Origin of the sequence: Geobacillus sp. C56-T2 (assembly GCF_007829715.1) — a bacterium.
GTDB classification, from domain to species: Bacteria; Bacillota; Bacilli; order Bacillales; family Anoxybacillaceae; genus Geobacillus; species Geobacillus icigianus.
Map to the genome: position 1 here is coordinate 1,705,469 of NZ_VJWB01000001.1, position 26,657 is coordinate 1,732,125.

General features: G+C 53.6%; 26 protein-coding genes, 7 tRNA genes, 1 rRNA gene and 1 pseudogene. 6 read left to right on the plus strand and 29 right to left on the minus strand.

What is annotated here, in order from left to right; all coding sequences use genetic code 11:
• Nucleotides 1-133: 133 nt before the first annotated feature.
• The 3 genes from GC56T2_RS08565 to GC56T2_RS08575 all read right to left on the minus strand — a co-directional run bounded on the left by GC56T2_RS08565 (nt 134) and on the right by GC56T2_RS08575 (nt 3,009).
• Nucleotides 134-553 (minus strand): CoA-binding protein, encoded by a 420-nt coding sequence (locus GC56T2_RS08565; RefSeq protein WP_144974492.1) that lies wholly within the window; start codon nt 551-553, stop codon nt 134-136.
• 428 nt (nt 554-981) lie between these two features.
• On the minus strand, nt 982-2,658 hold the full coding sequence (locus GC56T2_RS08570; RefSeq protein WP_144974494.1) for an ABC1 kinase family protein: 1,677 nt from the start codon (nt 2,656-2,658) through the stop codon (nt 982-984).
• Nucleotides 2,659-2,709: 51 nt separating this feature from the next.
• The gene (locus GC56T2_RS08575; RefSeq protein ID WP_031409465.1) at nt 2,710-3,009 is read right to left on the minus strand and encodes a phasin family protein; all 300 of its coding nucleotides are present in this window, start codon (nt 3,007-3,009) and stop codon (nt 2,710-2,712) included.
• Nucleotides 3,010-3,190: 181 nt separating this feature from the next.
• Here GC56T2_RS08575 and GC56T2_RS08580 point away from each other — a divergent pair, with 181 nt between their 5' ends.
• Nucleotides 3,191-4,039 (plus strand): MBL fold metallo-hydrolase, encoded by an 849-nt coding sequence (locus GC56T2_RS08580; RefSeq protein ID WP_144974496.1) that lies wholly within the window; start codon nt 3,191-3,193, stop codon nt 4,037-4,039.
• A gap of 429 nt (nt 4,040-4,468) precedes the next feature.
• Here the strand turns inward: GC56T2_RS08580 and GC56T2_RS08585 are convergent.
• The 9 genes from GC56T2_RS08585 to GC56T2_RS18125 form a co-directional block, all read right to left on the minus strand.
• Nucleotides 4,469-4,542, minus strand: a tRNA-Ile gene (locus GC56T2_RS08585).
• An 18-nt stretch (nt 4,543-4,560) separates the two neighbouring features.
• Nucleotides 4,561-4,642: transfer RNA gene (locus tag GC56T2_RS08590), tRNA-Tyr, on the minus strand.
• A 10-nt stretch (nt 4,643-4,652) separates the two neighbouring features.
• A tRNA-Thr gene (locus GC56T2_RS08595) sits at nt 4,653-4,725 on the minus strand.
• A gap of 163 nt (nt 4,726-4,888) precedes the next feature.
• Nucleotides 4,889-4,981: transfer RNA gene (locus tag GC56T2_RS08600), tRNA-Ser, on the minus strand.
• 17 nt (nt 4,982-4,998) lie between these two features.
• Nucleotides 4,999-5,081, minus strand: a tRNA-Leu gene (locus GC56T2_RS08605).
• Between the two features lie 8 nt (nt 5,082-5,089).
• Nucleotides 5,090-5,161: transfer RNA gene (locus tag GC56T2_RS08610), tRNA-Ala, on the minus strand.
• Nucleotides 5,162-5,165: 4 nt separating this feature from the next.
• Nucleotides 5,166-5,240, minus strand: a tRNA-Val gene (locus tag GC56T2_RS08615).
• A gap of 8 nt (nt 5,241-5,248) precedes the next feature.
• Nucleotides 5,249-5,365: ribosomal RNA gene (rrf, locus tag GC56T2_RS08620) — 5S ribosomal RNA — on the minus strand.
• Between the two features lie 343 nt (nt 5,366-5,708).
• Nucleotides 5,709-5,798, minus strand: coding sequence for a putative holin-like toxin (locus GC56T2_RS18125; RefSeq protein WP_223812045.1), 90 nt, complete (start codon nt 5,796-5,798; stop codon nt 5,709-5,711).
• A gap of 508 nt (nt 5,799-6,306) precedes the next feature.
• On the opposite strand from GC56T2_RS18125, the gene GC56T2_RS08625 reads away from it, so the two are divergent.
• Nucleotides 6,307-6,939 (plus strand): DUF2238 domain-containing protein, encoded by a 633-nt coding sequence (locus GC56T2_RS08625; protein ID WP_144974499.1) that lies wholly within the window; start codon nt 6,307-6,309, stop codon nt 6,937-6,939.
• 185 nt (nt 6,940-7,124) lie between these two features.
• Here the strand turns inward: GC56T2_RS08625 and GC56T2_RS08630 are convergent, their stop codons facing one another.
• The 3 genes and pseudogenes from GC56T2_RS08630 to GC56T2_RS08640 form a co-directional block, all read right to left on the minus strand.
• Nucleotides 7,125-8,801: a DUF6044 family protein gene (locus GC56T2_RS08630; RefSeq protein ID WP_370454539.1), complete on the minus strand. Its 1,677-nt coding sequence runs from the start codon at nt 8,799-8,801 to the stop codon at nt 7,125-7,127.
• A 391-nt stretch (nt 8,802-9,192) separates the two neighbouring features.
• The gene (gene pcp, locus GC56T2_RS08635) at nt 9,193-9,840 is read right to left on the minus strand and encodes a pyroglutamyl-peptidase I (RefSeq protein ID WP_144974503.1); all 648 of its coding nucleotides are present in this window, start codon (nt 9,838-9,840) and stop codon (nt 9,193-9,195) included.
• Between the two features lie 32 nt (nt 9,841-9,872).
• Nucleotides 9,873-10,340: pseudogene (locus GC56T2_RS08640) on the minus strand (5-oxoproline transporter, DUF979 family subunit); the annotation flags it as partial.
• A 427-nt stretch (nt 10,341-10,767) separates the two neighbouring features.
• On the opposite strand from GC56T2_RS08640, the gene GC56T2_RS08645 reads away from it, so the two are divergent.
• A complete protein-coding gene (locus tag GC56T2_RS08645) occupies nt 10,768-11,385 on the plus strand; it encodes a sulfite oxidase-like oxidoreductase (RefSeq protein ID WP_033020810.1) in 618 nt (205 codons plus the stop codon).
• Nucleotides 11,386-11,677: 292 nt separating this feature from the next.
• Nucleotides 11,678-12,913 (plus strand): peptidase T, encoded by a 1,236-nt coding sequence (pepT, locus tag GC56T2_RS08650; RefSeq protein WP_144974505.1) that lies wholly within the window; start codon nt 11,678-11,680, stop codon nt 12,911-12,913.
• A gap of 154 nt (nt 12,914-13,067) precedes the next feature.
• Here the strand turns inward: pepT and GC56T2_RS08655 are convergent, their stop codons facing one another.
• Complete coding sequence (locus GC56T2_RS08655; protein ID WP_144974507.1) at nt 13,068-14,690, minus strand: bifunctional metallophosphatase/5'-nucleotidase; 1,623 nt, start codon at nt 14,688-14,690, stop codon at nt 13,068-13,070.
• Between the two features lie 354 nt (nt 14,691-15,044).
• Nucleotides 15,045-15,470, minus strand: coding sequence for an OsmC family protein (locus GC56T2_RS08660; protein ID WP_033020800.1), 426 nt, complete (start codon nt 15,468-15,470; stop codon nt 15,045-15,047).
• Between the two features lie 175 nt (nt 15,471-15,645).
• On the opposite strand from GC56T2_RS08660, the gene plsY reads away from it, so the two are divergent.
• Together plsY and GC56T2_RS08670 are read left to right on the plus strand one after the other, a co-directional pair.
• Nucleotides 15,646-16,239 carry a glycerol-3-phosphate 1-O-acyltransferase PlsY gene (plsY, locus tag GC56T2_RS08665; RefSeq protein WP_033020798.1) on the plus strand — a complete coding sequence of 198 codons (594 nt, stop codon included), beginning with the start codon at nt 15,646-15,648 and terminating at the stop codon, nt 16,237-16,239.
• Between the two features lie 28 nt (nt 16,240-16,267).
• Nucleotides 16,268-17,635: an RsmF rRNA methyltransferase first C-terminal domain-containing protein gene (locus GC56T2_RS08670; RefSeq protein ID WP_144974509.1), complete on the plus strand. Its 1,368-nt coding sequence runs from the start codon at nt 16,268-16,270 to the stop codon at nt 17,633-17,635.
• Between the two features lie 164 nt (nt 17,636-17,799).
• Here GC56T2_RS08670 and GC56T2_RS08675 read toward each other — a convergent pair whose 3' ends face one another.
• The 12 genes from GC56T2_RS08675 to GC56T2_RS08725 form a co-directional block, all read right to left on the minus strand.
• Nucleotides 17,800-18,369: a YpmS family protein gene (locus tag GC56T2_RS08675; protein ID WP_144974511.1), complete on the minus strand. Its 570-nt coding sequence runs from the start codon at nt 18,367-18,369 to the stop codon at nt 17,800-17,802.
• Nucleotides 18,370-18,505: 136 nt separating this feature from the next.
• The gene (locus tag GC56T2_RS08680) at nt 18,506-19,309 is read right to left on the minus strand and encodes an SGNH/GDSL hydrolase family protein (protein ID WP_144974513.1); all 804 of its coding nucleotides are present in this window, start codon (nt 19,307-19,309) and stop codon (nt 18,506-18,508) included.
• Between the two features lie 72 nt (nt 19,310-19,381).
• Nucleotides 19,382-19,954, minus strand: a complete 573-nt coding sequence (locus GC56T2_RS08685; RefSeq protein ID WP_144974515.1) for an SCO family protein — start codon at nt 19,952-19,954, stop codon at nt 19,382-19,384.
• 139 nt (nt 19,955-20,093) lie between these two features.
• A complete protein-coding gene (locus GC56T2_RS08690) occupies nt 20,094-20,345 on the minus strand; it encodes a YpmP family protein (protein ID WP_144974517.1) in 252 nt (83 codons plus the stop codon).
• A gap of 95 nt (nt 20,346-20,440) precedes the next feature.
• A complete protein-coding gene (gene ilvA / locus GC56T2_RS08695) occupies nt 20,441-21,712 on the minus strand; it encodes a threonine ammonia-lyase IlvA (protein WP_144974519.1) in 1,272 nt (423 codons plus the stop codon).
• 112 nt (nt 21,713-21,824) lie between these two features.
• Nucleotides 21,825-21,959 carry a hypothetical protein gene (locus tag GC56T2_RS18130; RefSeq protein WP_255516157.1) on the minus strand — a complete coding sequence of 45 codons (135 nt, stop codon included), beginning with the start codon at nt 21,957-21,959 and terminating at the stop codon, nt 21,825-21,827.
• Nucleotides 21,928-22,377, minus strand: a complete 450-nt coding sequence (locus GC56T2_RS08700; RefSeq protein WP_144974521.1) for a YndM family protein — start codon at nt 22,375-22,377, stop codon at nt 21,928-21,930. The genes GC56T2_RS18130 and GC56T2_RS08700 overlap by 32 nt, the downstream gene beginning before the upstream one ends.
• A 127-nt stretch (nt 22,378-22,504) precedes the next feature.
• Nucleotides 22,505-22,999 (minus strand): dihydrofolate reductase, encoded by a 495-nt coding sequence (locus tag GC56T2_RS08705; protein WP_144974523.1) that lies wholly within the window; start codon nt 22,997-22,999, stop codon nt 22,505-22,507.
• 13 nt (nt 23,000-23,012) lie between these two features.
• Nucleotides 23,013-23,807: a thymidylate synthase gene (gene thyA, locus GC56T2_RS08710; protein ID WP_144977171.1), complete on the minus strand. Its 795-nt coding sequence runs from the start codon at nt 23,805-23,807 to the stop codon at nt 23,013-23,015.
• A gap of 145 nt (nt 23,808-23,952) precedes the next feature.
• The gene (locus GC56T2_RS08715; RefSeq protein ID WP_144974525.1) at nt 23,953-24,654 is read right to left on the minus strand and encodes an anthrax toxin lethal factor-related metalloendopeptidase; all 702 of its coding nucleotides are present in this window, start codon (nt 24,652-24,654) and stop codon (nt 23,953-23,955) included.
• Nucleotides 24,655-24,754: 100 nt separating this feature from the next.
• Complete coding sequence (locus GC56T2_RS08720; protein ID WP_370454562.1) at nt 24,755-25,333, minus strand: YpjP family protein; 579 nt, start codon at nt 25,331-25,333, stop codon at nt 24,755-24,757.
• 21 nt (nt 25,334-25,354) lie between these two features.
• Nucleotides 25,355-26,545 (minus strand): LL-diaminopimelate aminotransferase, encoded by a 1,191-nt coding sequence (locus tag GC56T2_RS08725; RefSeq protein WP_370454540.1) that lies wholly within the window; start codon nt 26,543-26,545, stop codon nt 25,355-25,357.
• Nucleotides 26,546-26,657 lie beyond the last annotated feature (112 nt).

The following is a 26,657-nucleotide window of genomic DNA, read 5'->3' on the forward strand; positions in this document are numbered from 1 at the left end:
GAACATCTGTTTCTGTTTTATTGTACCATAAAATGCCCGGCTGTCCATCGTCTTTTGACGCGGTCCGACAAAATCAGACAAACGCACGAAAAAAACGAAAGGACCATCTTGAACAAGATGGCCGTTTCATCGATCAAGCACGTCTGGTGAGCGCGTGTTCCACTTTAATGCAGCGGTCCATAATGACCGTGTAGCCTTTTTCTTTCAAAAACCGATACGCCTCCTCGTTGACGACGCCAAGCTGCGCCCAAAACACGTCGGCGTCGATTTGCACAAACTCGCGAGCCAGCTCAGGCAAATGCTCAGAGCGGCGGAACACATCAACGATGTCGACATGGCCTTCGATATCGGTTAGTTGATCAACCGCCGGAATGCCTTCCCACTCGTCGATCATCGGGTTGACCGGAATGATTTCGTAGCCAGCGTCTTTCATCGCTTTCGCCACCATATACGACTCGCGCTCCGGATTGTTGGACAAACCGACCACGGCGATCCGTTTCGCCTTGCGCAAAATCGCGCCGATTTCCTCCCGGCTCGGGTTGACAATGGACATCCGGGTTCTCTCCTTCCTTGATTCTCCTTCTTGCTGTACTAGTTTCGCGATGGGCAACGAAAAATCCTTCTAAAATGAAGCGAAAAATCGCCGTTGGGTGCTCCCTCCCAGTGGCATGCAGAGCCATGAACACTGCCAGTGCCGCCCAAACATCGACAGAAAAGCCGGCTCCACGATGTCTTCCGCTTTCGTTTTCCAAAGCCGCTTGACATTCCACACGCCAAAAAGCGGGGGATTGTTGGTGCGTTCGCACCCTCATCCATTTCCGGTTCGGACAACGCCCCCGTCCCATCGGGTTCGATCGTTGCGCTCGCTTTCATCCTACATCGAAAGAAGCGGGGGTTCCCGCTCTCTTATGAACGTCCTTTTCACGTGTAGGAGCGCCGGCCTTCTCGGCGCAAAAGGAAGAACGCAGCCGGCAACAAACGCTAAAATCTCCCCGACCGAAAAATGGAATAAAGCAGCCAACCAAATAGAAAAGCGGCCGCCCCCAATCCGATTTCAACAGCAGGAATGTTCCATAGCAGCGTCGACGGCCGCCCGAGCGAGGAGGCGATCATCAGCCCGGCAAGGACGATGCTCAGCGAAAGAAGAACGATGCTGAACGACAGCCGGTTCGCCATCTGATCGAGCTTTCGCAGCAGCGTTTCCAAATCAGGCGCCGTGATCTCCAGCCGCAGCTTGCCGTGCCGCATCATTTTCGTCCATTCCTTTACGCTGTCCGGCAAACGAAGCAGCCATTCGCCGTAGTCGAAAATCCGTTTCCATGCCGTTTCCACTACGCGATCAGGTCGAAGCCGCTCTTTCAGCAACTTTCTCCCAAACGGTTCGGCCACATCGATGATGCGAAACTGCGGATCGAGCATCTCCACAACCCCTTCGACCGTCAACAACGCTTTCCCTAACAGCGTCAAGTCGCTTGGAATGCGAATGCCATGGCGAAACGCCACGGAAAGCAAATCCTCGACCGCTTCCCCGAGACTGATGTCACTAAGCGGCACGCGATAATATTTTTCCCGCAGCTCATCGATATCATCGCGCAATGTTCCTTCATCCACCTCATCCGGAACAAGCCCCAGCCCATAAATCGCGTTCAACACCCCATCTGTGTTTTGCCGCATCAAGGCGATGACAAGCGTTGAAAGGTGATGCTTGACATTGGGGCGGAGGCGCCCCATTAAGCCGAAATCAATAAAAGCTAGCACGCCGCCGGGAAGCACAAACACATTCCCGGGATGGGGATCGCCATGAAAAAACCCATGTTCGAACATTTGCTTCAGCATGGAAGCAGCCAAGCGCTCGGCCAGCGCTTGTAACGAATAGCCGCTCTCTTTCAGCCGCTCGATTTCCCCGAGCTTCACGCCGTCGATGTATTCCATCGTCAATACCTTTTTTGTTGTATATTCCCAAAAAACGCCCGGGACATACAGCGACGGATCATCGGCAAATAGATGGGCAAACGTTTCGGCATGGCGCGCCTCGACTGTATAATCGAGCTCCTGCCGCAGCGATTTCGTTAACTCATCGACGATCTCAGACAGCCGGTAAGATGCCGCCCACTCGAGACGCCGTTCCGCCAACACGGCCAAATCTTGTAAAATGTCCAAGTCCGTCTCCATCTGCACAGCAATCCGTGGGCGCTGCACTTTCACCACAACGGCTTGTCCGGAAGGGAGAACGGCCTGATGCACTTGCCCGAGCGAAGCGGCAGCGAGCGGCATTTTCGCAAATGACCGAAAAAGCTTCTCCAGCGAATCGCCCAACTCGGTTTCCACAATCTGGCGCACCTCCGAAAACGGAAACGGCGGAACTTGGTCTTGCAGCTTTTCGAGCTCTCGAATGATCGGACTTGGAAGCAAATCCGGGCGCGTACTGGCGATTTGTCCGAGCTTAATAAACGTCGGGCCGAGCTCCTCAAGCACAAGACGGAGCCGCTCCGCGACCGTTTTTCCTTCCTTTTTTCCTTGCTCCGCTCTCCATCGCGGCGGCAGCGAAAGAAACGAAGAAAAGCCGAGTTCATCGACGATCATCCCGAATCCGTGCCGAAGCAAGGCGACAGCGATCTCGTGATACCTTCCGATATGGCGCATCCGTTTTCCGATCATCCGGACATCTCTCCCAAGGCGGCAAAAAACGAGCGGGCAGGCCGCATCGGTTTACTGCCCGCTTTGTTCCTTTTCTTCAAGGCGGCGGATCCGCTCTTCAAGCTGCCGCACGTCTTCTTTTGTCGCCAAGTCCAGTTTATCGATGACCTGCTTGATTTGCTCGCGCACAAGCCGCTGCACTTCCGTTTTCCGCGCCTCCGTCTGCTGTTTCCATTGATCGATCACTTCCTTCGATTCGTCAAGCGACAACTCCCCTTTTTTGACCAGCTCATCAATGATCTTTTCCGCTTGTTCTTTGCTAGCGATCGCAAGCCCAAGCCCGAACGCCAATCCTTTTTTCAAAATACTCATTCCGTTTTCCTCCTTTCCTCTTTTCCTTTATAGTACCATTATTTGGCGGGCCATGTCGAGCAAGCGGCCAAAGAGGAAAAAAGCGGAAGGTGTTTTCCGTTCAAACCTAACGTTGCATATCCCGCTTCTCGATAAGGAATCCTATCGATGGGTTATCCATTCGTACAAGGAGGGAGTTTCCATGGCGGAGGAACAACTGCGCTACGGAGAAGACTATCATTTCATACCTACGACATCGGCAGCGAGCGGCCTCGGCGTCAGCGTGCTGCCTGACTTGTACTGCTACACGATTCAAATTGTAAACATTTGTCTCATCGGCCGCCCGGGCGACCGCTTGTTCGTCTTGGTCGACGCCGGCATGCCGGGGGCGGCCGATGACATTGTTTCGGTCGTGGAAGACCGCTTCGGCAGCGGTAGCCGCCCGCAAGCCATTGTTTTAACCCACGGCCATTTTGATCACGTTGGGGCGATTGTTGAGCTTGTCAAGCATTGGAATATCCCGGTGTATGCCCATCGGGCTGAACTGCCGTATTTGACCGGAAAGGCGAGATATCCTGAACCGGACGCTTCCGTCGAAGGCGGCTTCATCGCCAAAATATCTCCATTTTTCCCAAATGAGCCGATTCAACTGGGCGATCGCGTTCATCCGCTGCCAGAGGACGGCTCTGTTCCGCACTTGCCGGAATTTCGCTGGATCCACACCCCGGGGCACACGCCGGGCCACATTTCGTTATTCCGGCCGCGCGACGCCGCTTTAATCGCCGGCGATGCGTTCGTCACCGTCCGCCAAGATTCACTATATAAAGTGTTGACCCAACAAATCGAAATCAGCGGCCCGCCGCGCTACTACACCGTAGACTGGAATGCCGCCCGCGAGTCGGTGCGCAAATTGGCCGCCCTCTTTCCATCGGTCGCCGTCACTGGGCACGGCGCCCCGGTATCCGGGGACGAATTGCGTGTGGGGCTGACAACACTCGCCCGCGATTTCGACCGCGTCGCTATTCCCGATTACGGAAAATACGTTCATTAGAAACGCACGGCTATGCCAAGAGCGCTTCCCCGCTTCAAACAAAAAAGAAGCGGGGAGGTTTTCCCTATTTCTCCCGCCAACAGACGGTCAAATCGCTTACAGAAAACAGCCGCGGAGAGATATTCCTCTCCCTCGAGCCATGAACCCCCCCGCTGCCGCGCATGGCTCACCGCAACCGTTCATGAGCAAGCCTGGCTCTCCTGGCATGAACATGACGGTGCAAGGCGGCGCATTTTCACAGAAAGATTCATGGGCAACGCTTTCCCGTCCAACCAGGCATGAAAATCTCTACCCACGGACGCGGGATTTTCACGAAAAAGTTCCATGGGCAGCGCGATCTGCCCTCCACCAGGGGATGAAAATCCGCGCCAGTTCGGCATTTTCACGAAAAAAGACGGCAAGGATCACCTTTGCCGTCTTTCAATCGGATGGGCCTAAGTGGACTTGAACCACCGACCTCACGCTTATCAGGCGTGCGCTCTGACCAGCTGAGCTATAGGCCCGTTTATGGAGAATAAAAATGGAGGGGGACGGATTCGAACCGCCGAACCCAAAGGGAGCGGATTTACAGTCCGCCGCGTTTAGCCACTTCGCTACCCCTCCATAATGACGATGCCGACTGCAGGACTTGAACCCGCAACCTACTGATTACGATTCAGTTGCTCTACCAATTGAGCTAAGTCGGCATAATACGGATCAAAAACCTGACTCGTTGTTAAGCTTTGTGCCTCTTCCTCTACTCGCTTATTCATGGAAGATGAGTGCGTCGAGGCAACTCGCAGTTAATTCGATGAAGCCGATGCTCGTCTCTACCAATTGAGCTAAGTCGGCACAATATGCGACTTTATATGGCGGAGGAGGAGGGATTCGAACCCCCGCGGGCTGTGACACCCCTATCGGTTTTCGAAACCGACCCCTTCAGCCAGACTTGGGTACTCCTCCGTAACTGTTTGGAGCGATGCGGTCGAGAGGACTTGAACCTCCACGGGGTCGCCCCCACTAGGCCCTCAACCTAGCGCGTCTGCCATTCCGCCACGACCGCATGATCAATGGAGCGTAGGGGATTTGAACCCCTGACCTCTTCGCTGCCAGCGAAGCGTTCTCCCCCTGAACTAACGCCCCATCATGGTGGAGTATACTGGGATCGAACCAGTGACCCCCACGCTGTCAACGTGGTGCTCTCCCGCTGAGCTAATACTCCACAGCATTGCCTAGCAGCGACCTACTCTTGCAGGGGCGCTGGCCCCAACTACCATCGGCGCTGGAGGGCTTAACTTCCGTGTTCGGGATGGGAACGGGTGTTTCCCCTCCGCTATCACCACTAGGCAATGGCGACGATATTTATTATAAACCAATCAAAATATTTGTCAAGTTTTTTTGTCGCTCTTTTTCTCTTTCGTGCTTTGAGCATCGGAACGACAATATGAAATTTACTATAAAAAACCGAAAGAGTCAACACCATTTTTCCTCTTTTCGATATGCGCCGTCTCGTTTTGGAAAGTTCTTGTCATCACCTTCGTTGTGCGCGTATAATAAAAGAAACGGAAACGTACAATAAAGCAGGGCACTGGCGGCCACCAATGCCCTGCATGCACAGCCGCTGCAAGAAGCGCAGTGGCCCAAGCTTCGGGCATCGTAACCTACCCTCGCCTCGGCCTAGCAGGGTGGGTTACTTTTTGTCTTTTGCGACGGCGATCACCGCAACGACGAGCGACGCAAACGCAATCATAAGCGTCAGCGCATCGGCAATCGTCACCATCAGCACCACCCCCTTTCATTCAGGGAGTGGCCACTGCCCACCCTGCATCTGGCTATGCATGTTTCATTATACCATCAAATCCGGAAAATGCGAATATACATTCGTATCTTCAATGCAAATTAGGAATGTTTCCCTACCCGAACCTCCTGTCTTACCTCGCTGGCCTCTTCTCCCCTTCTTTCTAGTTCTGATCACCGTTTGAAAACTCCGCTGTTTTCATCAGGCGCTCGAAAAGGTCGGTGAAAACCAACTGTTTCCCTTGATCGATGAGCGAACGTGTGGAAAGCAGAACGGATGCTGCAAGGGTTTTCTATTTAAGAAATAGTCCGCATCCCTCGCCTTCCCGTCGCGTTCTAAACTTTCTGCAAGGGTTTTCTATTTGAGAAATAGTGCCATGAAGCGGTGTTCTCCCTTCAATCACCCACTCTCGAAAAATGATTTGTATAAAATCCGCGTTTTTCCGAATAATGACCATAGACAAATCTCGCTGTTCCAAGGAGGAAAACAAGTGGAGCAGGCAAGGCAGACTCGCGTGCATCAATGGTTATTGCTGATTGTCGCCGCCGTGTTCGTCTGGTCGGCCATTCGTCCGGCCAGCTATGCAGTCTGGGCGCTTGAAGTCGCCCCAGCGCTGATTGGGCTTGCGATTGTGATCGCTCTATACCGGCGTTTTCCGCTGACAACGATGTCATATGTCATCATCGCCATGCTGGCGATCCTCATGTTGATCGGCGGCCATTACATTTACTCCAAAGTTCCCTTTTTCAACTGGATCAAAGAGGCGTTCCATTTCGAACGCAACCATTACGACCGGTTTGGCCATTTCCTCAAAGGGACATTTGCGATCGTCCTCCGGGAAATTTTATTGAGGAAAACACCGTTGCCGCGCGGCGCTTGGCTTTTCACGATTGTCACAAGCATGTCGCTCGCCATCGCTGCCCTGTATGAAATCATCGAATGGCTCGTGTCCATGATCTCCAAAGGGGGAAAGGCATCAAAAGACTTTTTGGGCACGCAAGGCGACATTTGGGACACGCAATGGGATATGCTATGTACATTGAGCGGGACGCTGGTGGCTCTATGGTTGCTCGCAAAGTGGCACGACCGGCAGCTTGTGCGGTTGGATCAGTCCTGCAGCTAGAAGGCTGGTGATTTCGTGCAAAATACTGCTGATTCCATCTGTTTCTCAATTGCATAAACCTAGAATAATCAGCTTTCTTTTCTGAATGAAAATGCCGCCGAATCGTGTGTGACAGCGGTTTTTTTACCGGTCTTCTAGGCTCATCATCTAGCGGCTTCCTCTGCCAATGAGGAAGCCGCTGTTTTTTATTGCACTTTATACAAATAAATCGTCCATGCCGATTCATCGGAGGTGAATACGCGCTCAAGCGCCAGCCCGTTCTCAGCGGCGTTGTCGATCGGAACGGCGGAAAAAATATAGCGGCCGCCCATGTTTTTCAACTGTTCCGCATTCAGCTGCAAGTTCTTCAGCCGCTGTTTCGCGTGTTTCGTGAACATGTACCGTTTTCCAAGTTCCGCCGTAAAGACGTAGCAGCGCCCGCCCCATTCGTCAAAATACGTGCGGATCGTTTTGCTTTTCGCCAGTTCACGTTCAATGATTTGGCGGAACTCGTATTTGTAGGACAATGGGTAAAAGTTGTTGTACGTATCAAGCGTGTAAAACCCGTTGTATTGGGCGATGGCCGGATGAAGGCCGATGCTGACGACGCGGTACTCGGATACGGGAAGCCCGATGTATTGTTTAATTTCTTGGAACTGTTTTTCCGCATAAAATTGTTTCACCGTCGGTTCATAACGGAAGACGAGTTCCTCGTTAAGCAAAAACACAAGAATGATTTGCGCCGCTAACAACCGTTTCGCCCACGTTTTCCCCTTTTCGCTCGATTGCCAGATGATTTTCAACGCCAGCGCAAACTGCACATATATGATGAGCGGACGCAAAAAATGGAAGCGGGCGAAGTTAAACGTATCTAAAAAATGAAACCGCTCGGTCAATGGCAGCCACCCTTTATAAAACCAAAAGGCGTACCAGGCCGACAGCGCGAAATTCAGCCCAAACAAGAAAAGAAACACCCGTTCCTCTTTCCATCGCTGGTTAGCGAAAATGAGGAACAACGCGATGAACCAGGCCGGTAAAATAAACAACGTATGCTCGGTCATGACATGATGATGGCCGAGAAGAAAGTTTTTCCACGTTAAACGGACACAATGCCAAAACGTCAGGCGCGCGTGAAAGTACTCATCCCGGCTCGTCGGCTCGTCTTCCCATAAAAACGAGTACACAAGCCGGTACTCAACTAGCAAATAAAGCAGCGTCATATACGCGATGGAAAGGAAAAAACGGATGTTCCATCCCTTTCCGCGCAGCACATCCCAAAGCCAAAGCGCACCCATAGCGGAAAGAAAGAAAAAGAAACCGAGCACAAAACTCGAATAAAACGGAAGAAGCGTCAGCACGGCGACATTTTTCCACGACCGCTCTCCCTTCCGGATGTTCAAAAACGCCCAAAGCGCAAGCGGCATGCCTAACGTGCTTAACATCCCTGATGGCCAAAACAGCGTCAGCGCAAAGGCGAGCGCCACACCGATGCGAACAGCCATCCACCGCCGCTCAGGCAGGAAATGCGTTTTCAACAACAAATACATGCCCCAAAACGCCACCACTCTTGTGATCGTCTGGCTGAGCGCATAGGCGGTCATCGTGGGAAACAGAGCGTGCAGCCAGACGATGCCGGTCAACTCCGAGCCAAGGGCGTTTCTTGACAGCTGGCCGTTAGCGATTTGCGGAATGTTCGCATCAAGCGGCCCGGTAATTTGCCCGCTTTCGGCGAGCACTTTATACCAAGCGATGTTGGAATCCAAATTATCGTGGACGCGAATGTGCGCATTCTCGCCAAGGATAAACAGCGGGGATACATAAAGGGCGATGACGCCAAGCGCGAAAAGGATCCATCGCTGTTCGCTTTGTGCGGCCATCGGCATCACGCTCCTATCTCTGCAATTTTCCATGATGATGGTCCTATTGGATACGGTGCGCAATAGGGAAGGAAATGATTCCTACCGCTGCTGTCGCCTGAGGATAAAAAATGAACGGCTCCGCGTTGGTCGGAACCGTTCGTTTTAATTAGGATACTCTTGTCGGATTGATCCCTTGCGTTGATCTTTCCCTCCGGAGAACACATCGTCGCAACGATCAATCAGGCCGGACCTGAAACGCGCTTGGAACAGCAGGCATAGGCGAAACGTTCGCTGTGGCGATGGCCGCTTCGCCTTCCCCATCGATGACGATCGCTTTTGCTTGGCCCGATTGATGCCGAGAGGTGAAGGATACAGCACCGTTCGTGTTTCCGATGCGGCGCTCGCTGCTCTTTCCTTAACAGATCGATCCTTCGCTCGTTGCGATATCTTCCTCCTGCCGGAATGCGACATCGATCGCAATCCGCAATCCTTTCACCACCGTTTCCAACGCCATGCTCGGCTGCCCTGGATGACGGGCGGCTTGTTCCGGCAAATACGGGATATGGATGAACCCGCCTCGAATGGGCCGTTGCGACTCAGCGATATAGTGCATGAGTCCATAAAACAGGTGATTGCACACAAACGTTCCAGCCGTATGCGAGACGGAAGCCGGTATACCGTGCCGTCTTAATTCATGGACTATCGCCTTGACCGGCAATGTGGACCAATAACCGACCGGACCATTCGGAACAATCGGCGTGTCAATCGGCTGATTGCCTTCATTATCCGGAATGCGCGCATCATTCACATTGAGCGCCACTCTTTCAATCGAAAGATCAGGCCGTCCTCCCGCTTGACCAACGCAAATGACAAGATCAGGAACCACGTCTTCCATCGCGGCATACAACGTCTCAATCGCTTTGCCAAATACCGTTGGAATCTCCCTTGTCTCAACCGTATACGTATCGGTTTTCCAACCGGCGAATGGCTTGATCGCCTCTACCGATGGATTCACCGTTTCTCCTCCAAACGGCGCAAATCCGGTCACAAGTACGGTTTTCATCGCATCTCCATCCCCTTTTGATCGTGACTTTATCAGTCCATGAGCGTGACGACATACATCGCCGCGATGTTAAACGCCAAAAGAATGAGCGCGGTCGGCACTTGCACGCGAATGACATGATGTTGATCTCGTAGATCAAGCAAAGCGGCGGGAACGATGTTGAAATTCGCTGCCATCGGCGTCATCAACGTGCCGCAGTAGCCGGAAAACATCCCGAGAGCGGCGACATGATTCGCGTCGACGCCAAATTGTTGAATCAGCAGCGGGACCGCGATTCCAGCGGTCATAGCAGGGAAGGCGGCAAAAGCATTGCCCATGATCATGGTAAACAACGCCATGCCAACGCAATAAGCCACAACAATCCAAAACAGCGAATGCGTCGGAATGATGGTACTGATCCACTCGGAAACAGCGGCACCCACCCCGGCTGCTGTAAAGATCGTTCCTAACGTTGCCAACATCTGCGGCAAAAGGGCAGCCCAACCGATTTTCGGAACAAGCGTTTCAAATTTGTTATTATCATTATACAGTTCACAAAAGTAGAAAAACAATAAATATTGACCAAAATCAACCGTGTCCAACTCTGTTGATGGAAAAATGATTCCTCCATTCTTTTTCCACCGTTTACGTTCGCCAGCCCCGCTTCCTCGACGTCAGAAAAACGGAAGCGCCCATCCTTTCTTTCGGATAGGATATGATATAATGAAAAAACAGGGAGAACTACGTTGGATCTTCCAGCCTTGATGCTCGATGCGGGGAGAAGCCATTGCCACCGAAAAACAACGGATGTCATGCCGGCCGACAAAACCGATGGGCATGATCTTCGGTCCACTCGGTGGTCGGCAATGGCCGCACCAAAGGAAAATGACGTCTGTTCGCCTCCCTTGCGCCGATGTTCGATCATCAATCATAAAGGAGTGGCTGCTTATGTCGAAACAACTCCCTCCTGGCCAATTTGAAACGGAAAAATGGCCGATTTTGCACGAAGGAGACGTATACTTATTTGATGAAGCGACGTGGAATTTTCGGCTGTTCGGTGACGTGAAAGAGGAAGTGTCGCTGTCATATGAGGAAGTGATGCGGCTGCCGAAGACGATTTCGACCGTGGATATGCACTGCGTAACGACGTGGTCAAAATTCGACACGACATTCGAAGGCATCGCCTTCCGCGAATTTTTGCGCTTCGTGGAGCTGCATCCCGATGTCAAATACGTGAAAATTTACGGCTACTTAAACGGCGACCGGTTTGGCTATTCGGCGAACTTGCCGCTTGACGCGTTGATGGGCGATGATGCACTGTTTGTCTACCGCTGGAAAGACAAGCATCACGATTGGCAAGACATCTCGCCGAAGCACGGCTATCCGCTCCGCTTTATTCCGCCGGCGACGTTTTACTTATGGAAAGGGGCGAAATGGGCGTCCGGCATCCGCTTCATGAAAAAGGACGAGCCGGGCTACTGGGAAGAGCGTGGGTATTCGATGACCGCCAATCCGTTTAAAGAAGAGCGGTTCGCCGAATCGGTATCCAAGTTTCGGTTTTGGTGAAGAGAATCGAATCTCCCCACTCATCGACAGCAGAAATGAAAAAACGAGGGGTTGGAACAGAACCCCATACCCGTCAAGTTTAGCGGTATAAAATTTTTAAGACGATCCTCGTGTTGATCCCCCCAGTAAATGATGGGGATCACATCCATTATTGGGCATGGAAACGGCCCCCTCTTTTTTACCGTTTGAAGCCGCCTATGGTAAAATAAAACGGAAACCGCCTCTTTTTTCTTACTGCATCGGCGGAATGATTCGCTCATTCAAAAAAACTTGTACATAAGGAGAGGAACGTATGAAACAGGAACTGATCGAACGCTTCATCCGCTACGCGAAAGTCAACACTCAATCCGATCCAGAAAGCGATACGTGCCCGTCGACTCAAGGACAATGGGAGTTGGCGAACATGCTGGTCGAGGAGCTGAAAGCGATCGGGATGGAAGAAGTGACGGTCGATGAAAACGGCTACGTGATGGCGACATTGCCGGCCAACACGGACAAAAACGTGCCAGTGATCGGCTTTTTGGCTCATATGGACACCGCGCCGGAATTTACCGGGGCCAACGTCAACCCGCAATTGATCGACTCGTACGACGGCGGCGACATCGTGTTAAACAAAGAACAAGGCATCATCTTGTCGCCCAACGATTTCCCGGAGCTTGTCCACTACAAAGGGCATACGCTCATTACAACGGACGGAACGACGCTATTGGGCGCCGATGATAAAGCGGGAATCGCGGAAATTATGACGGCGATGCACTACCTCATCAAGCATCCGGACATCAAACACGGCAAAGTGCGCGTCGCCTTTACGCCGGATGAAGAAATCGGCCGCGGTCCGCACAAGTTTGACGTCGCCAAATTCGGCGCCCAATTTGCCTACACGGTCGATGGCGGGCCGCTCGGCGAATTGGAATACGAAAGTTTCAACGCTGCGGAAGCCAAAATCACGATCAAAGGCAAAAACGTCCATCCGGGCACGGCGAAAGGAAAAATGATCAACTCGATCAAAATCGCCATGGAGTTCCAGCAACAGCTGCCGGCGAACGAAGCGCCTGAACATACAGAAGGATATGAAGGGTTTTACCACTTGTTTTCGTTCCAAGGCAACGTGGAGGAAACGAAGCTTCATTACATCATCCGCGATTTTGACCGCGAGTCATTTGAAGCGCGCAAGACGAACATGAAAGACATCGCGGCTTCGCTCGCCCAAAAATACGGAAGCAACCGAATTTCTATTGAACTCAACGACCAATATTACAACATGCGCGAAAAAATCGAACCGGTGCGCCACATTGTTGACATCGCCCATGAAGCGATGACGAACTTGGGCATCGAGCCGAAGGTGAAACCGATCCGCGGCGGCACGGACGGGTCGCAGCTCTCCTATATGGGACTGCCGACGCCGAACATTTTCGCCGGCGGCGAAAACTTCCACGGCCGCTACGAATACATTTCCGCCGACAATATGGTGAAAGCGGCTGAAGTGATCATCGAGATCATCAAACTATTCGAGCAAAAATCATCTTGATCTGCGAAAACCAATCGCTTGAACGATCTGTTTTCGGTCGTTCAAGCCCAAGCGGCAACAACCCCGCCATTCGCAGCGAAAAAAGGTGTCCCCGGGCCTTTGGGGGACACCTTCTTCATTCGCTTGGCGAGCGTTCGCCTTGAGTCAACACGTGTTACGGAAGGCGGTTGATCCGCCCCTCAATCCGTGCCGAGAACGGCTGCGCAAGGCCGCGAATGTACGAGACGAGGGCATCCAAATCGACCGGCCCTACTTCGCGGTTCGTCCCTTGCGTCAGCACCGTGAACCCATCGCCGCCATCAGCGAGGAAGCTGTTGACCGTCACCGTGTACTCGCCGTTCGGGTTCAGCGGTGTGCCGTCAGGAAGCTGAATGTCGACGACTTTGTTCCCTGCCGGTCTGCTGGCGCTCCATGTATAGCGGAGGCCGGAGATTTGCAGCATGCGCGTTTTTGTCGGCTGCCATTGTTGGTTCAAAAGCTCGCGGATTTGTGCGCCGGTGAGCGTCATTTTCACGAGCTGGTTGTTGAACGGCTGAACGTTGTACAGCTCTCCCCACGTCACCTCGCCTTGTTCAATATCCGCGCGAATGCCGCCCGGGTTCATAAAAGCAAAATCGGTGTTCATCGCCGCCCGCTGGGCATCAGCGATCAAATTGCCCAAAGCGGACTCGCCGCTCGCGTTTTGCTCGTCGGTGATCGTTTCAGCCGCCGTGCCGACGACTTGGTTGACAAGCGGCGCGACTTTCGCTTCATATTTTTCGACGAGGGCCCGGATTTCCGGATCCGGCGTGATGCCGTCATGATACGTCGTTACGATTTCCGCTTTTTTCGCCACGACATCTTTTGTGCGCGGGTCGATTTTCAGATCGACATCAGAAAACGCCGTACCGTACGCATACGATTGAACGAGCAGCTTGCCGTCCACCACCGCATTCAAATACGCATGATTATGGCCAGCGAAAATCACATCGACTTCATCATCGACCGTTTTGGCGATATCGACGATTTCTCCGCTTGCGTTTGTTCCATCCGGATTGGACGCGCCTGGGTTATGGGCGAGAACGACGATCGTCTCTACCCGTTTTTTCTTCAGTTCCCGCACCGCTTTGTTAATCGCCGTCGCTTCGTCGATGAATTCCACCCCAGCGACGCCGCTCGGGGTCACGATCGATGGCGTATCTGTCAATGTCACCCCGATGAACCCGATTGGCATGCCGTTGACCCGCTTAATGACGTACGGCGGAAGAATCGGTTGTTTCGTTTCTTTGTCAATGACGTTGGCGCTCACGTACGGAAAATCCGCCCCGGCGAAATCGCCGGTCGCCGGGTGATACCCGCCATGGATCAGGCGGAGCATTTCCGCTACTCCTTCGTCAAACTCGTGGTTGCCAAGGGTGCCGACGTCAAAGCCGAGTTTGTTCAGCACTTCGATCGTCGGCTCGTCCTGCAACAGCGCCGATACCGGCGGGCTGGCGCCGACCGCATCGCCGGCATGGACGAGCAGCGTGTTTTTGTTTTCTGCCTCCCGCTGTTTCAAATAAGCGGCCAAATAATCCGCTCGCCCGACTTCCCGCCCGCCGACTTTTCTCGTCACGTTGAGCTGGCCGTGAAAATCGTTGATGCCGAGAAGCTGCACCTCAATATAACGGTGCGAAGAAGCAGGCGGCTCTCCTTTGCTTTTCCCGTTCCCTGCCGCCCCAACCGGCGTTGCCGCCAATACAGCGGCTGCCGCCAATGCCGACAACATCCGTTTTCCCCATCGTTCCGAACCCTTCATCGTTTCCTCCCCTTCCCTGTGGAAATTCCCTTCACCTCCCGATTATATCTTTTGAATATGTAGAATAATAGGGACGAAAAGATTCATTTTTGTAAAACTTTCGTAAATAAAGAGACTGTCCGCCAAAAGCCATTAAACAGCTCCTTTCGAACAGCCTGTGCAATCTGATCCGACGGCGTTTGATTATTTAATGGAGCAACGCGAATGCCGGTCGTCTCCTTCCAAACGACTGATCGCCGTTATCTGTTCTAACAAAAAAGGTGTCCCGCAAACGATCGGAACACCTTGTTCATCATATGGTCATCCGGCGCTATGCCAGGCGAAACGGCCATGAACGCCAAACCCTTTTCCTTGTTAGATCGTTTCCTTCCCGCGCACGCCGTTGATCGAGTAGCTCGCCGTAATGGCGGCGTGTAACGAATGGGAGACGGAACAATATTTTTCTTTCGACAGCCGGATGGCGCGGACGACTTTTTCTTCCGGCAAATCGCCTTCAAGGGCGTAATGGATATGAATCTCTGTAAACCGCTTCGGGTGGTCTTCAGCCCGCGTTCCTTCCACTTCCATCGAAAACGCGCGGACCTCTAGGCGCATTTTGCGCAAGATCAGGATGATATCAATGCCGGTGCAGCCGGCTAAGGCGTGAAGCAACAGCTCCATCGGCCGCGCGCCCGAATCGTTGCCGCCGACATCCTTCGCGGCATCCATCGGGATCGTCACCCCGGAGGCGCTTTGGCCGCTGAATGACATGTTTCCGTTCCATACAACCGTCGTTTTCATCAAGGTCGCTCCTTTCTCATCTGCCCGGAGTCGGACGAACTTGCCGACAGCCCGTTTCTTCTTTTCAGTTTAGCGGCTATGTGCGGGAAATGCAAAATTCCTGTCTACCGTTTTTGGCCGCACATGATAAAATAGAAACATGCAAAAACTTGTTGAGTAAAGGGTGTTGGGCTTCATGACTGCACTGATTTTGCTTCTTGCCTATCTTCTTGGCTCGATCCCGTTTGGCCTTCTTGTCGGGAAAATTGGCTACGGAATCGACATCCGCGAACATGGAAGCGGCAATCTAGGGGGGACGAACACGTTCCGAGTGCTTGGGGCGAAAGCGGGAACGATCGTCATTGTCGGTGACATGCTAAAAGGAACGTTGGCGGCGAGCTTGCCGATGTTTTTTTCCGTCCCTGTTCATCCGCTGTTAGCCGGGGCGGTCGCTGTCGTCGGCCATATGTATCCGGTGTTCGCCAAGTTCCGCGGCGGCAAGGCGGTGGCGACCTCGGGCGGGGTGATGCTGTTTTATTCGCCGTTGTTCTTTTTGTCGCTCATCGCCGTGTTTCTTGTTGTCTTGGCGATTTCGCGCTACGTCTCGCTGTCATCGATGGCCGCTGCGCTGTATGCGGTCGTGTATACGGTCTTTTTCACGGACGATATTCCGTTGACGGTGGCGGTGTTGTTGCTCGCCTCGTTTATCTTTTACCGCCATCGCGCCAACATTCAACGCATTTTGAACAACACCGAGCCGAAGATCAAATGGCCAAAAAAAGGCGCATGACGGTGATCAAGAAAGGAGTTTGGCTGCATTGAAGTTGCCGGAAGCGTTTGCCGCAAAAATGAGAACGCTGCTTCAACAAGAAGCGGACGCGTTCTTGGCTGTCTATGAACGCGAGGAGAAAACGAACGGCCTGCGCGTCAACCCGTTGAAAATTAACCCGGACGCTTGGGCAAAAACGGCGCCCTTTTCCCTTTCCCCGGTGCCGTTTTGCCCGACCGGGTTTTATTATGACCCGAATGAACAACCGGGAAAACATCCATACCACGCGGCCGGCCTGTACTACATCCAAGAGCCGAGCGCCATGGCGGTCGCCGAAACGCTCCGCCCTGCCCCGGGAGAGAGGGTGCTCGACTTGTGCGCCGCCCCCGGTGGGAAAACGACCCAGCTTGGCGCCATGATGGAAAACAAGGGGCTGCTTGTCGCCAATGACATTCATCCGAAACGGGTCAAAGCGCTGGCCGAAAACGTCGAACGGCTCGGCTTGACCAATACCGTGGTCGTCAATGAAGCGCCGGAAACGCTCGCCGAGCGGTTCCCTAGTTTTTTTGACAAAATTTTAGTCGATGCCCCGTGCTCGGGGGAAGGAATGTTTCGCAAAGAGGAAGAGGCGGCTTCGTTTTGGAGCCAAGCGCATGTTGAAGAATGCGCCGCCCGGCAGCGCCGCATTTTGCAAAGCGCCTATGCGATGCTGAAAGAGGGCGGCATTCTCGTTTACTCGACGTGCACGTTCTCTCCCGAAGAAAACGAACAAACGATTGAATGGCTGCTCGAGACGTACGAAGATTTGCGGTTGTTGCCGATTGCGAAAACCGGCGGCATGGAGCCCGGGCGGCCCGAGTGGACGAAAACAAACCGGGCTGAGCTCGAACATGCGGTCCGCCTTTGGCCGCACCGCATCAAAGGCGAAGGGCATTTTATCGCCAAACTGCAAAAACAGCGGCCGACCCCGCTATGGAACGGGCGATGGGGAAAGGCGAACGCACCGAAAGCGGCGGTCCGTCTGTACCGCCAATTCGAACAGACGGCGCTGCGAATAGAACGGCACGGAACGATCGTCTCTTTTGGTTCTCATTTAGCCATGCTGCCGGAGCGATGCCCTGATTGGTCAGGCCTGAAAGTCATCCGCGCTGGCCTCCATCTTGGCGAGGTGAAAAAAGAGCGGTTTGAGCCGAACCACGCTCTCGCCTTGGCGCTGCGGACGGAAGAAGCACGCCATGTGCTGGATCTGGCAAGCACAAGCGAGGAAATCGTCCGCTATTGGCGCGGAGAGACGCTGTCCACCGGCGGCGACCGCGGTTGGCTGCTCGTGACCGTGGATGGATTTCCATTCGCCTGGGGAAAAGAAGTAAAAGGAACGGTGAAAAACTTTTATCCGAAAGGCCTGCGCTTGGGGTAGGCGCCCAAAAATGAGGAATGCGTTTGAAAAGCCACCGCTCTCCTTGGAGGCTGGTGATTTCATCGTGGATACGGCTTGATGTTGCATCGGTTCTGTTATATAGGCAAAAACACGGCAACGAACCAAGGGTCTCACCGCTCGGGAGACCCTTCGTTTCCGTTTCCTTACGACTTGGTTGGGATCGTCAACGTAAACACAATTTTGTCAGCGGCCAAATCGATGTTTTTCACCGCCACTTGATAGCCGTTGCCAAAGCGAATGTCATTGAGCGCCACATAGACGCGCGCCTTCTCCGGGTCAATGGCGACTTCGTCAGGGAGCGGGGCGTGCTTTTGCAAGTAGCTAAGCACGTATGTCACCGGCAGCTTCCAGTCGCCAAGCAAAATGACCGGCTCGGTCAGCTCGACATTCCCCCCTTGCACCACTTTCGGCACAAACGAGACGACCAATTCCACGCGGCGGCCAAGAATGGGGATGTCGCTCGAAACATAGACGCGGTCGGCTAGCCAAACATGATATGACAGCGGGTGATCTTTCGTTTTTTCCGCCAAATAATCGTGAATGACCGCGTTCAAATGCGCTTTTTTGGCGTATACCGTAAACGTAGCTCCCTCGGCGCTCGGACGCGCCGGCCGCTTCACCGCCGGCGATGGCTGAAACAGCCAAACAGCGGCCAGCATGATGACCGCTGCGTTCACGGCGGCCAAGATCCAAAACGCTCGTTTCCAATTCATCATCGATGCTCCTTACTCTAGAAGGCTGGTGGAAAACCGCCGTTTCCCTTGATCAACGAGGGAACGTGTGAAAAGCAGTCGCGAGGCGACAAAGCTTTTTGAGAAATGATGCCGGGAAGCGACATACTTCCTGAAATCACCGCCCCTCTAGACGGTTGTTCCTGTCCAACCACCAATCTTTTCGTTCACGCAAGGCTTGATGCACTCTGCGGGCGATTTGCTCGTATCCGGCTGCGTTCGGATGAAATTCATCGCGGTAAAGCAAATCGTCGCGGCCGGCAAAAATGTCTTGAATCTCCACAAAGACCGTTCGCGGATAGCCCGACAGCACCGCCTGGCTGGCGCGATTCCACTCCGCGATGACATCATTGATTTCCGGAACGTTCGGCAGCGTGCTTGAAAACGGATTGTATAGGCCGACAAGCACAATGACCGCGTCCGGATTGAGCGTGCGCAGCGAACGGATCAGACGGTCGAGCCGCGCGGCAAACGTTTCGCTTGCTTTGGCAAACTGCTCGCGCGACAGATCAAAAAAGTGCGAGCGGACAACGTTCATGACATCGTTGCCGCCAATCGTCAACCAAATGAAATCCGCCCGTTCCAATTCTTTATGATGGGCGTCAATGACCGGCGCCAATTCGCTGACACGCCGGCCGCGTTTGCCGAAATTCGCCACCGTCACCGTCCGCACGCCATCCTCCGCGGAAAGCAGCGGCACGAGACGGCCGACATATCCACCTTTTCGCTCTTGATCCCCGACCCCTTCGGTCAGTGAATCGCCGAAAGCGACAACGTAAAGATCCTTTGGCGGCGGCTTGGGCTCCCGCTGCTGCTTGGCGGTTGCCTCCTCTTCTGGGCGCTTCAAGCTCCCGTTGGCCGGAAAAGCGACGCAGCCAGCGAGCAGCACCATCAGCACTATCAGCCATCCCCATCGTTTCATGTTTGACACCTGCCTTTTGCCGCAAACAGGGGATCGGCGCCAAGAACGCCAAACGGCCGCGCCGTTTTGGCGTTATCGCGACGATTGCACGATCTCAATATGCTCTAAAATGGTGTCGTACGGCACATCCTGCACCCCGTTGTACGTTTGGACCACCTTGCCGTCCGGACCGACTAGATAAAAGCTCGTGCTATGGACGACTTGATCGTCATTGGCTGGCTTTTGCACGATCGTTTTAAAGCTTTTTTGCGCCAGCTCGCTAATTTCAGCCGGGCTGTATCCAGTCAGCAAATGCCAGTTTGATAGATCATCGGTAAACTGTTTCGCATAAGCGGCCAGTTTTTCCGGGGTATCCACTTCCGGGTCGACGCTGAACGAGACAAACTCCACATCCAGCCCCTTCTCTTTTGCCATTTTCTTTAATTTCGCCATATGAGCCGTCATCGGCGGACAAACTGTTTCGCAGTTCGTAAAAATAAAATCGGCCACCCATACTTTTCCCTTCAAATCGCGCAGCCCAAACGGCTGACCGGACTGGTCGACAAACGTAAAGTCGGCGACGGGCCAGTTTTTCGCATCGGGAATCGTTTTGCCGCACGAAGCAAGCAAGCAAACGGCGGCGATCATGATCATCCGTTTCCACATCAATGATCCGTTCCTTTCCATCGTTGAATCACTTCATCGGGCTCTCTTCAAGCACGGTCTTCGTCCCGCTTTTCATTATATAACGAAACGAGTTAAAATCCCACCAAAAAAAAAGTTGTTTTGCCGCGGGGCAAAACAACTACGCATTGTGCTTGAGCACCGTTTCTTTAAAGATCTGTTCATACACAGGCCATTTCAACACTTTTTTCAAATGCTCGCGAAATGAGTAAACGGAACGGTTCGTTCTCGACCGGTACACGTTTGCAATAAACGCCTCTAAACGCAGCTGAATCATAAATCGGTACGTGTTCTCTTCCTCCAATACAGGAATTTCGATAATCTTGACCTTCTGTCCATACGCGTTTTGAAACTCGAGGCTTTTGAACAGCAAAATATCAATCCTCTTTTTCACCGATTTATTTATATTATACACCAATCTGGTGAAAAAGTATGTCGGAATGAGTGAATGGATTTCGACTTTTTTCGTCAAATCAACAGATGGAACAAGTTCGGATCTTTGTTGACTTCTTGGAACGGGAAGCCTTTTTTCTTCATCCGCTCGATGAGCGGGGCGTAGTCTTCGCGCCGTTTCAACTCGATGCCGACGAGCGCCGGGCCGCTTTCTTTGTTGTTTTTCTTCGTGTATTCAAACCGGGTGATGTCATCGGTCGGCCCGAGCACCTCATCCAAAAACTCGCGCAGCGCCCCAGCCCGCTGCGGGAAGTTGACGATGAAATAGTGCTGCAGCCCTTCATAAATCATCGAGCGCTCTTTAATTTCCTGCATCCGGTCGATGTCGTTGTTGCCGCCGCTGACGACGCAGACGACCGTTTTGCCGCGGATTTGTTCCTTATAAAAATCAAGCGCGGCGATCGGCAGCGCTCCTGCCGGTTCGGCGACAATGGCGTTTTCGTTGTACAACTCCAAAATCGTCGTGCACACTTTCCCTTCCGGAACGACGATGATGTCATCCAGCACCCCGCGGCATAACGCAAACGTCTTTTCCCCGACCGTTTTGACCGCGGCTCCGTCCACGAACTTGTCGATTTCCGCAAGTGTCACGACATGGCCGCGCTCGAGCGCCGCTTTCATCGACGGGGCTCCGGCCGGTTCGACGCCGATGACTTTGGTGGACGGGGAAATGCTTTTCACATACGTTCCCAGCCCGGCCATCAGCCCCCCGCCGCCAATGCTGGCGAACAAAAAGTCGATCGGTTCGTCGCAATCGTTCAGCACCTCGACGCCAATCGTCCCTTGTCCGGCGATAACGTATTCGTCATCAAACGGGTGGATAAACGCACGCCCTTCCGCTTCCGCGCATTTCACCGCCTCGTTGTATGAGTCGTCAAACGTGTCGCCGACAAGGACGATTTCAATCATTTCCTTGCCGAACAGCTGCACTTGTGACACCTTTTGCCGCGGCGTCGTCGCCGGCATATAAATTTTCCCGTGCACGCCAAGCGCCCGGCACGAGTAAGCCACGCCTTGGGCATGGTTGCCGGCGCTGGCGCATACAATTCCGTTGCGCCGCTCCTCATCGGTTAAATGCTTCATCCGGTTGTACGCGCCCCGCAGCTTGAATGACCGGACGACTTGCAAATCTTCACGCTTCAAATAAACGTTGCACCCGTAACGTTCGGACAAGAGCGGATTTTTTTGCAGCGGCGTATGGAAAACGACATCTTTGAGCGTGTGGTACGCGATCAAAATGTCCTCGACGTATACCGCTCCTTGCTTTCGTTTCAGTTGCTGTTCCATGCTCTCGTTCCCTTTCTTTTCTAAGTTGTCTTTGATTTGTAGATTATATCACAAATTCGTAAAAAGAAAAGGGAATTTTCGAAAAGTTTTTGTGCCGGGGCGAGCGGACGCCTCATCCGTGCGGTCCCGTCTCCGGTGGGTGGTTGGCGCGAAGCAACGGCACGTCTTCCAAAGAAAACAGTCGTTCGCCGGCCGCCGAACAAAAAAGACCGGCGCTACCGCCGATCTTGATCTCGATCTTGATCAAATTCTTCCTCTTCAGCCAACTCCATCGCCCATCTTCCTTCATCATACCACCGGTGCGCCTCCTCGCGTCCTGCTTCTTCAAGCACGTGGTTTTCCATATACAGATGGAAAAACGCTTCGACCGCCCCGATGGCCAAGGCGCTGAAAAACGCGCCGTACGCCATGTTGACGGACGGGGCAATGAGGGCCACACTGGCCGGCCAAATAAGCAAAAAGGAAAGCGGCACATCAACAGCGGCGGCGACAAAATGGCCGAAGCGCGGCAACACGAACAAATCGCCGACGACGTAGGAAACGAGCGCCGTGATGATCGTCATGACTGAAATCAACGAGAGCGGAGCATTAAAAATCGTAAATATCGAAAACAACACGACGCTCCAAGCGGCCAACTTGACGACAAACGGAACGATATGCTTCATCGTCTTCCTCCATTTCCAAGCATAGTTCGTATACCGTTATCGTGTCTTTTTTGCCCCGCTTCTATGCAAACAGGGCGCCTTGCCGTTTGGCAACAAGCGCCCTGTTTTTCCGCTCACTGGCCCTCACTCATTCCGCTTTTTTCCGCTCATAAATGAGAAAGGCGTGCTCATACGGATTTTTTTCGTCTTTGATTCCCGGCGTATAGGAGACGACTTGCCACTCTTGTTCAGGAATGGGCGGATAAAACGCATCGCCGGGAAAGGAGGCGAAAATGTTCGTGACATACAGCCGGTCGGCCATCGGCATCGTCGCCCGAAACAATTCGGCCCCACCGATGATAAACACTTCATCGCGGCGCGCCGCGATCCATTGCTTGACCTCTTCGAGCGAATGAAGCACAACGCAACCGTCCGGGCGAAACTGCGGGTTGCGCGTGACGACGATGTTTTCCCGGCCGGGAAGCGGGCGGCCGATCGCTTCAAACGTTTTGCGCCCCATCACGATGGCATGCCCCATCGTTACCCGTTTGAAATACGCTAAATCGGCCGGCAAATGCCACGGCAGCCGGTTGTCTTTGCCGATTACCCGGTTTTCGGCCATCGCGACAATGTGCGAGATCATCGCTTCCGCTCCTTTACACCGCCACCGGCGCCGGTATCGCCGGATGCGGGTCATAGCCGACAATTTCGAAATCGTTGTATTCGTAATCGAAAATGGACGGCGGCTTCCGTTTGATGACGAGCTTCGGGAGCGGGCGCGGCTCGCGCGTCAGTTGTAATTTTGCTTGTTCGATATGGTTTTTGTACAAGTGCACATCCCCGCCGGTGAAAATGAGTTCACCGACATCAAGTCCGCACTGCTCGGCGATCATGTGCGTCAACAGCGCATAGCTGGCGATGTTAAACGGCAAGCCTAAAAACGTATCGACGGAACGTTGCTGCCACATGCACGACAGCCGGCCGCCCGCCACATAAAACTGAAACGCATAATGGCACGGCGGCAACTTCATGTTATCCAGCTCTCCAACGTTCCAAGCGCTCACTAGCAGCCGGCGCGAGTTCGGGTTTCGCTTGATCTCGTCAACGACCCAAGCGATCTGGTCGATCGTTTTCCCGTCCGCTCCTTTCCACGACCGCCATTGCGCGCCGTAAATCGGGCCGAGGTCGCCGTTCTCATCGGCCCACTCGTCCCAAATCGTCACGCCGTTTTCCTGCAAATAGCGGACATTCGTGTCGCCTTTTAAAAACCAAAGCAGTTCATAAATGATCGAGCGGATATGCAACTTTTTCGTCGTCACGAGCGGGAATCCGTCCTGCAAGTTAAAGCGCAGCTGGCGGCCGAACACCGACAGCGTGCCGACGCCGGTCCGGTCCTCTTTTTCGACGCCGTTTTCCAAAATATCTTCCAACAGCTGCAAGTATTGCCGCAATGTCCTCACCTCACGCTTTATCATACCATAAGGACGGCAGCAAGCAACGATTTTTCGCGCAAAACACCGCGGCGAAAACACGGGCTTGCTCTATCGGCCGTATGACCGGTTGCGCCGATCTTTTGAAGGCGGGCGACGTGTCGGTCTAGCCCCGCTCCGCCAGCCGACGGATGAATGCATACGTGTTCGGGGCCACCGCCCGCAGCTTGTCCCGCGTTTCATCGCTCGCGTAGTAATAGGCGAACGATTCAGCGAAATACTCCTCGGGATACGTTAAAAAATAAGACTCGCCCGGAAACAGCCGCGGCGCCTCCTCCCGCCAAATCGCTTGAAAGGCGCTTGAACGGTGAATGCCGTCAAAAACGATGTAATCAAGCGAATGGGCAAACTCATGCAGCTCCAAATTGACCGAGCCGTGCCCTTTTCCTTTCTCGCTATGGCCGAGGCGGACGAGCACTAACTGCGATCCGCCGAGCCCCGGCACCTCATCCCATGTTTTGGATCCCGGCGCATAGCCGCGCGGCGTCTTCCCGCGCAAGTGACGAGCGGTCGGCTCATTCGTGATCGGGCCCGTCACCAGCTGGATATAAATATGATGGGCAGCGGCCTGTTCCAAAATGGCGCGATCGATGCGGGCAAGCGTGCGAATCGTCTTGGTGGCTTGAGCGGCGGAAAAGTCCGCTTCCGGCACGATGACGATGCGGCCAAGCAGATCGTGCGATGGAATCGTTCCCACCTTCAAGCCGCTTTCGTTGAGCAGCACGCCATGTGCGGCCGGGTACGGTGAGAGCGACAGAAGCGGAACGGCAAACAGCGCCACCAGCAAGCTCATGAGCAGCCGTTTCATCACAAGTTCCCCCGCTTCTTTTTTCTTTCAATCTATGAAAATCATAACATAGAACGAAGCGGGGAAAAACGCGCAAAATTAGGAAAGAACCGCGAACCGCTTAGGTGCGCCAGTTCGGCGGCGTATTTTTGGACCAGTAAATTTTCCCAAGCTCATAGTGGGTTTGAAAGCCGTCCTCACAAGTATGATAGTGGAACTGAAACCAATAGCCGTCTTGCGGCGGATGCTCGCGGCGGACGTGAAAGCGGAGCAGATCTTCCCCCGTATCGACCCGATACAAATGAAAGATGCGTTCCCCTTGCCCGCCGGACGGATTTTCTGAAACCGCCAAATAGCGGAGTTCGTCCTCCGGATAACGCTCGGCAAGCTCGGCGATCACCGTTTCGATGCGCGGCAAAATGATGGTGCGAAACTCCTCTTCAATAACCGGAGCGATTTTGCGACCGAATTTTTCATGCGACTGGGTAGTGGCCTTTTCGATCGTCTGCTCAATGAATTGGGCGCGCGTCAAGGAGCCGGCTTCATCGGCACGACCGACTGGATTGTGTTGCCAATCGGGAGACGAGGCATCGTCTGACGGCGGCTCTTTGGCAGCCAGCAATGAGGCGGGCGGCGTGACAAGTCCAAACGTGGAAACGGTAATGGCGGCAACAAGCACTTTTCGCAGCCAAGACGGCAGTTTCATCGCTTTCACCTCCCGTTACCGCCGCCTAGCGGCTGAAGACGCGAACAAGCCGGTCGCGCTTAATTTCGCCACCGCGCGGCGCAACACTTCTTCCGGCTGGACGAGGGCGATGCGCACGTACCCTTCACCGCTCGGCCCAAACGCATGCCCAGGCGTCACCACGACGCCAGCGCGGTCAATTAGTTCGTTCGTAAACGACAGCGATGTAAACCCGTCCGGAATTTTTGCCCACACGAACATGCCGGCTTGTGGACGGTCCACGTGCCAACCGATTTCGGCCAGCCCGGACACGAGCGCGTCGCGGCGCGCTTGGTAGATGGCGCGAGTTTGGGCGCAAAAAGGAGCGCCGTAACGAAGCGCTTCGGCAGCCGCCTTTTGAATCGGCCAAAAAATGCCGTAATCCAAATTTGATTTGAATTCAGCGAAGGCGCGGATCACCTCGGCATTGCCGCATACGTAGCCGACACGGCAGCCGGCCATATGGTAGCTTTTTGACAACGAATTGATCTCCACGCCAACGTCCTTTGCGCCTGGAACAGAAAGAAAACTCACCGGTTTGTTTCCGTCATAATACAGCTCGCCGTAGGCAAAATCGGAGACGACAAGCACGTTGTAGCGTTTGGCAAACTCAACTACTTCGCGGTAAAACGATTCCGTCGCCATAGCGGGCACCGGGTTGCCGGGAAAGTTCAAAAACATGATTACCGCCCGTTTGGCGATCTCTTCCGGAATGGCTCCCAAGTCGGGCAAAAATCCGTTTTCCTCCTTAAGCGGCAGAAAATACGGCTCCGCCTCCGCCATGGCCACTCCCGCGGCGTACGCTGGATACCCGGGATCCGGCAGCAAAATAACATCGCCCGGGTCGGCGAACACGATCGGCAAATGCACAAGCCCATCCTGCGACCCGATGACGTACGTCACTTCCGTTTCCGGATCGAGCGTGACGTCGTGCGAAGTCCGGTAATATTCCGCGACCGCTTCATGAAACTCGCGAATGCCTTTTAATGTATAGCCATACGCGTTTGGTTCATGAGCGTAGCGGGCGAGCGCCTCGCGCACAAACGGCGCCGGCGGCAAATCCGGGCTGCCGACGCTTAAATCGATCCATTCGTCGTGAAGATGATGCCGCTGTTTTCGATACGCCGCAAGCTCGGCAAACACAGACGCCGAAAACGCGGCCATTCGCTTCGCTTTTTTCATCGCCATTCCTCTCCCCTTGCCAAGACAAAAACCGCTTTTCCTTTTTGCTTTCGTTGGTATATACTATGGTTATATGAATAGTGTACCATATGTTCAAGGGGAAAATATAGACAGAAAG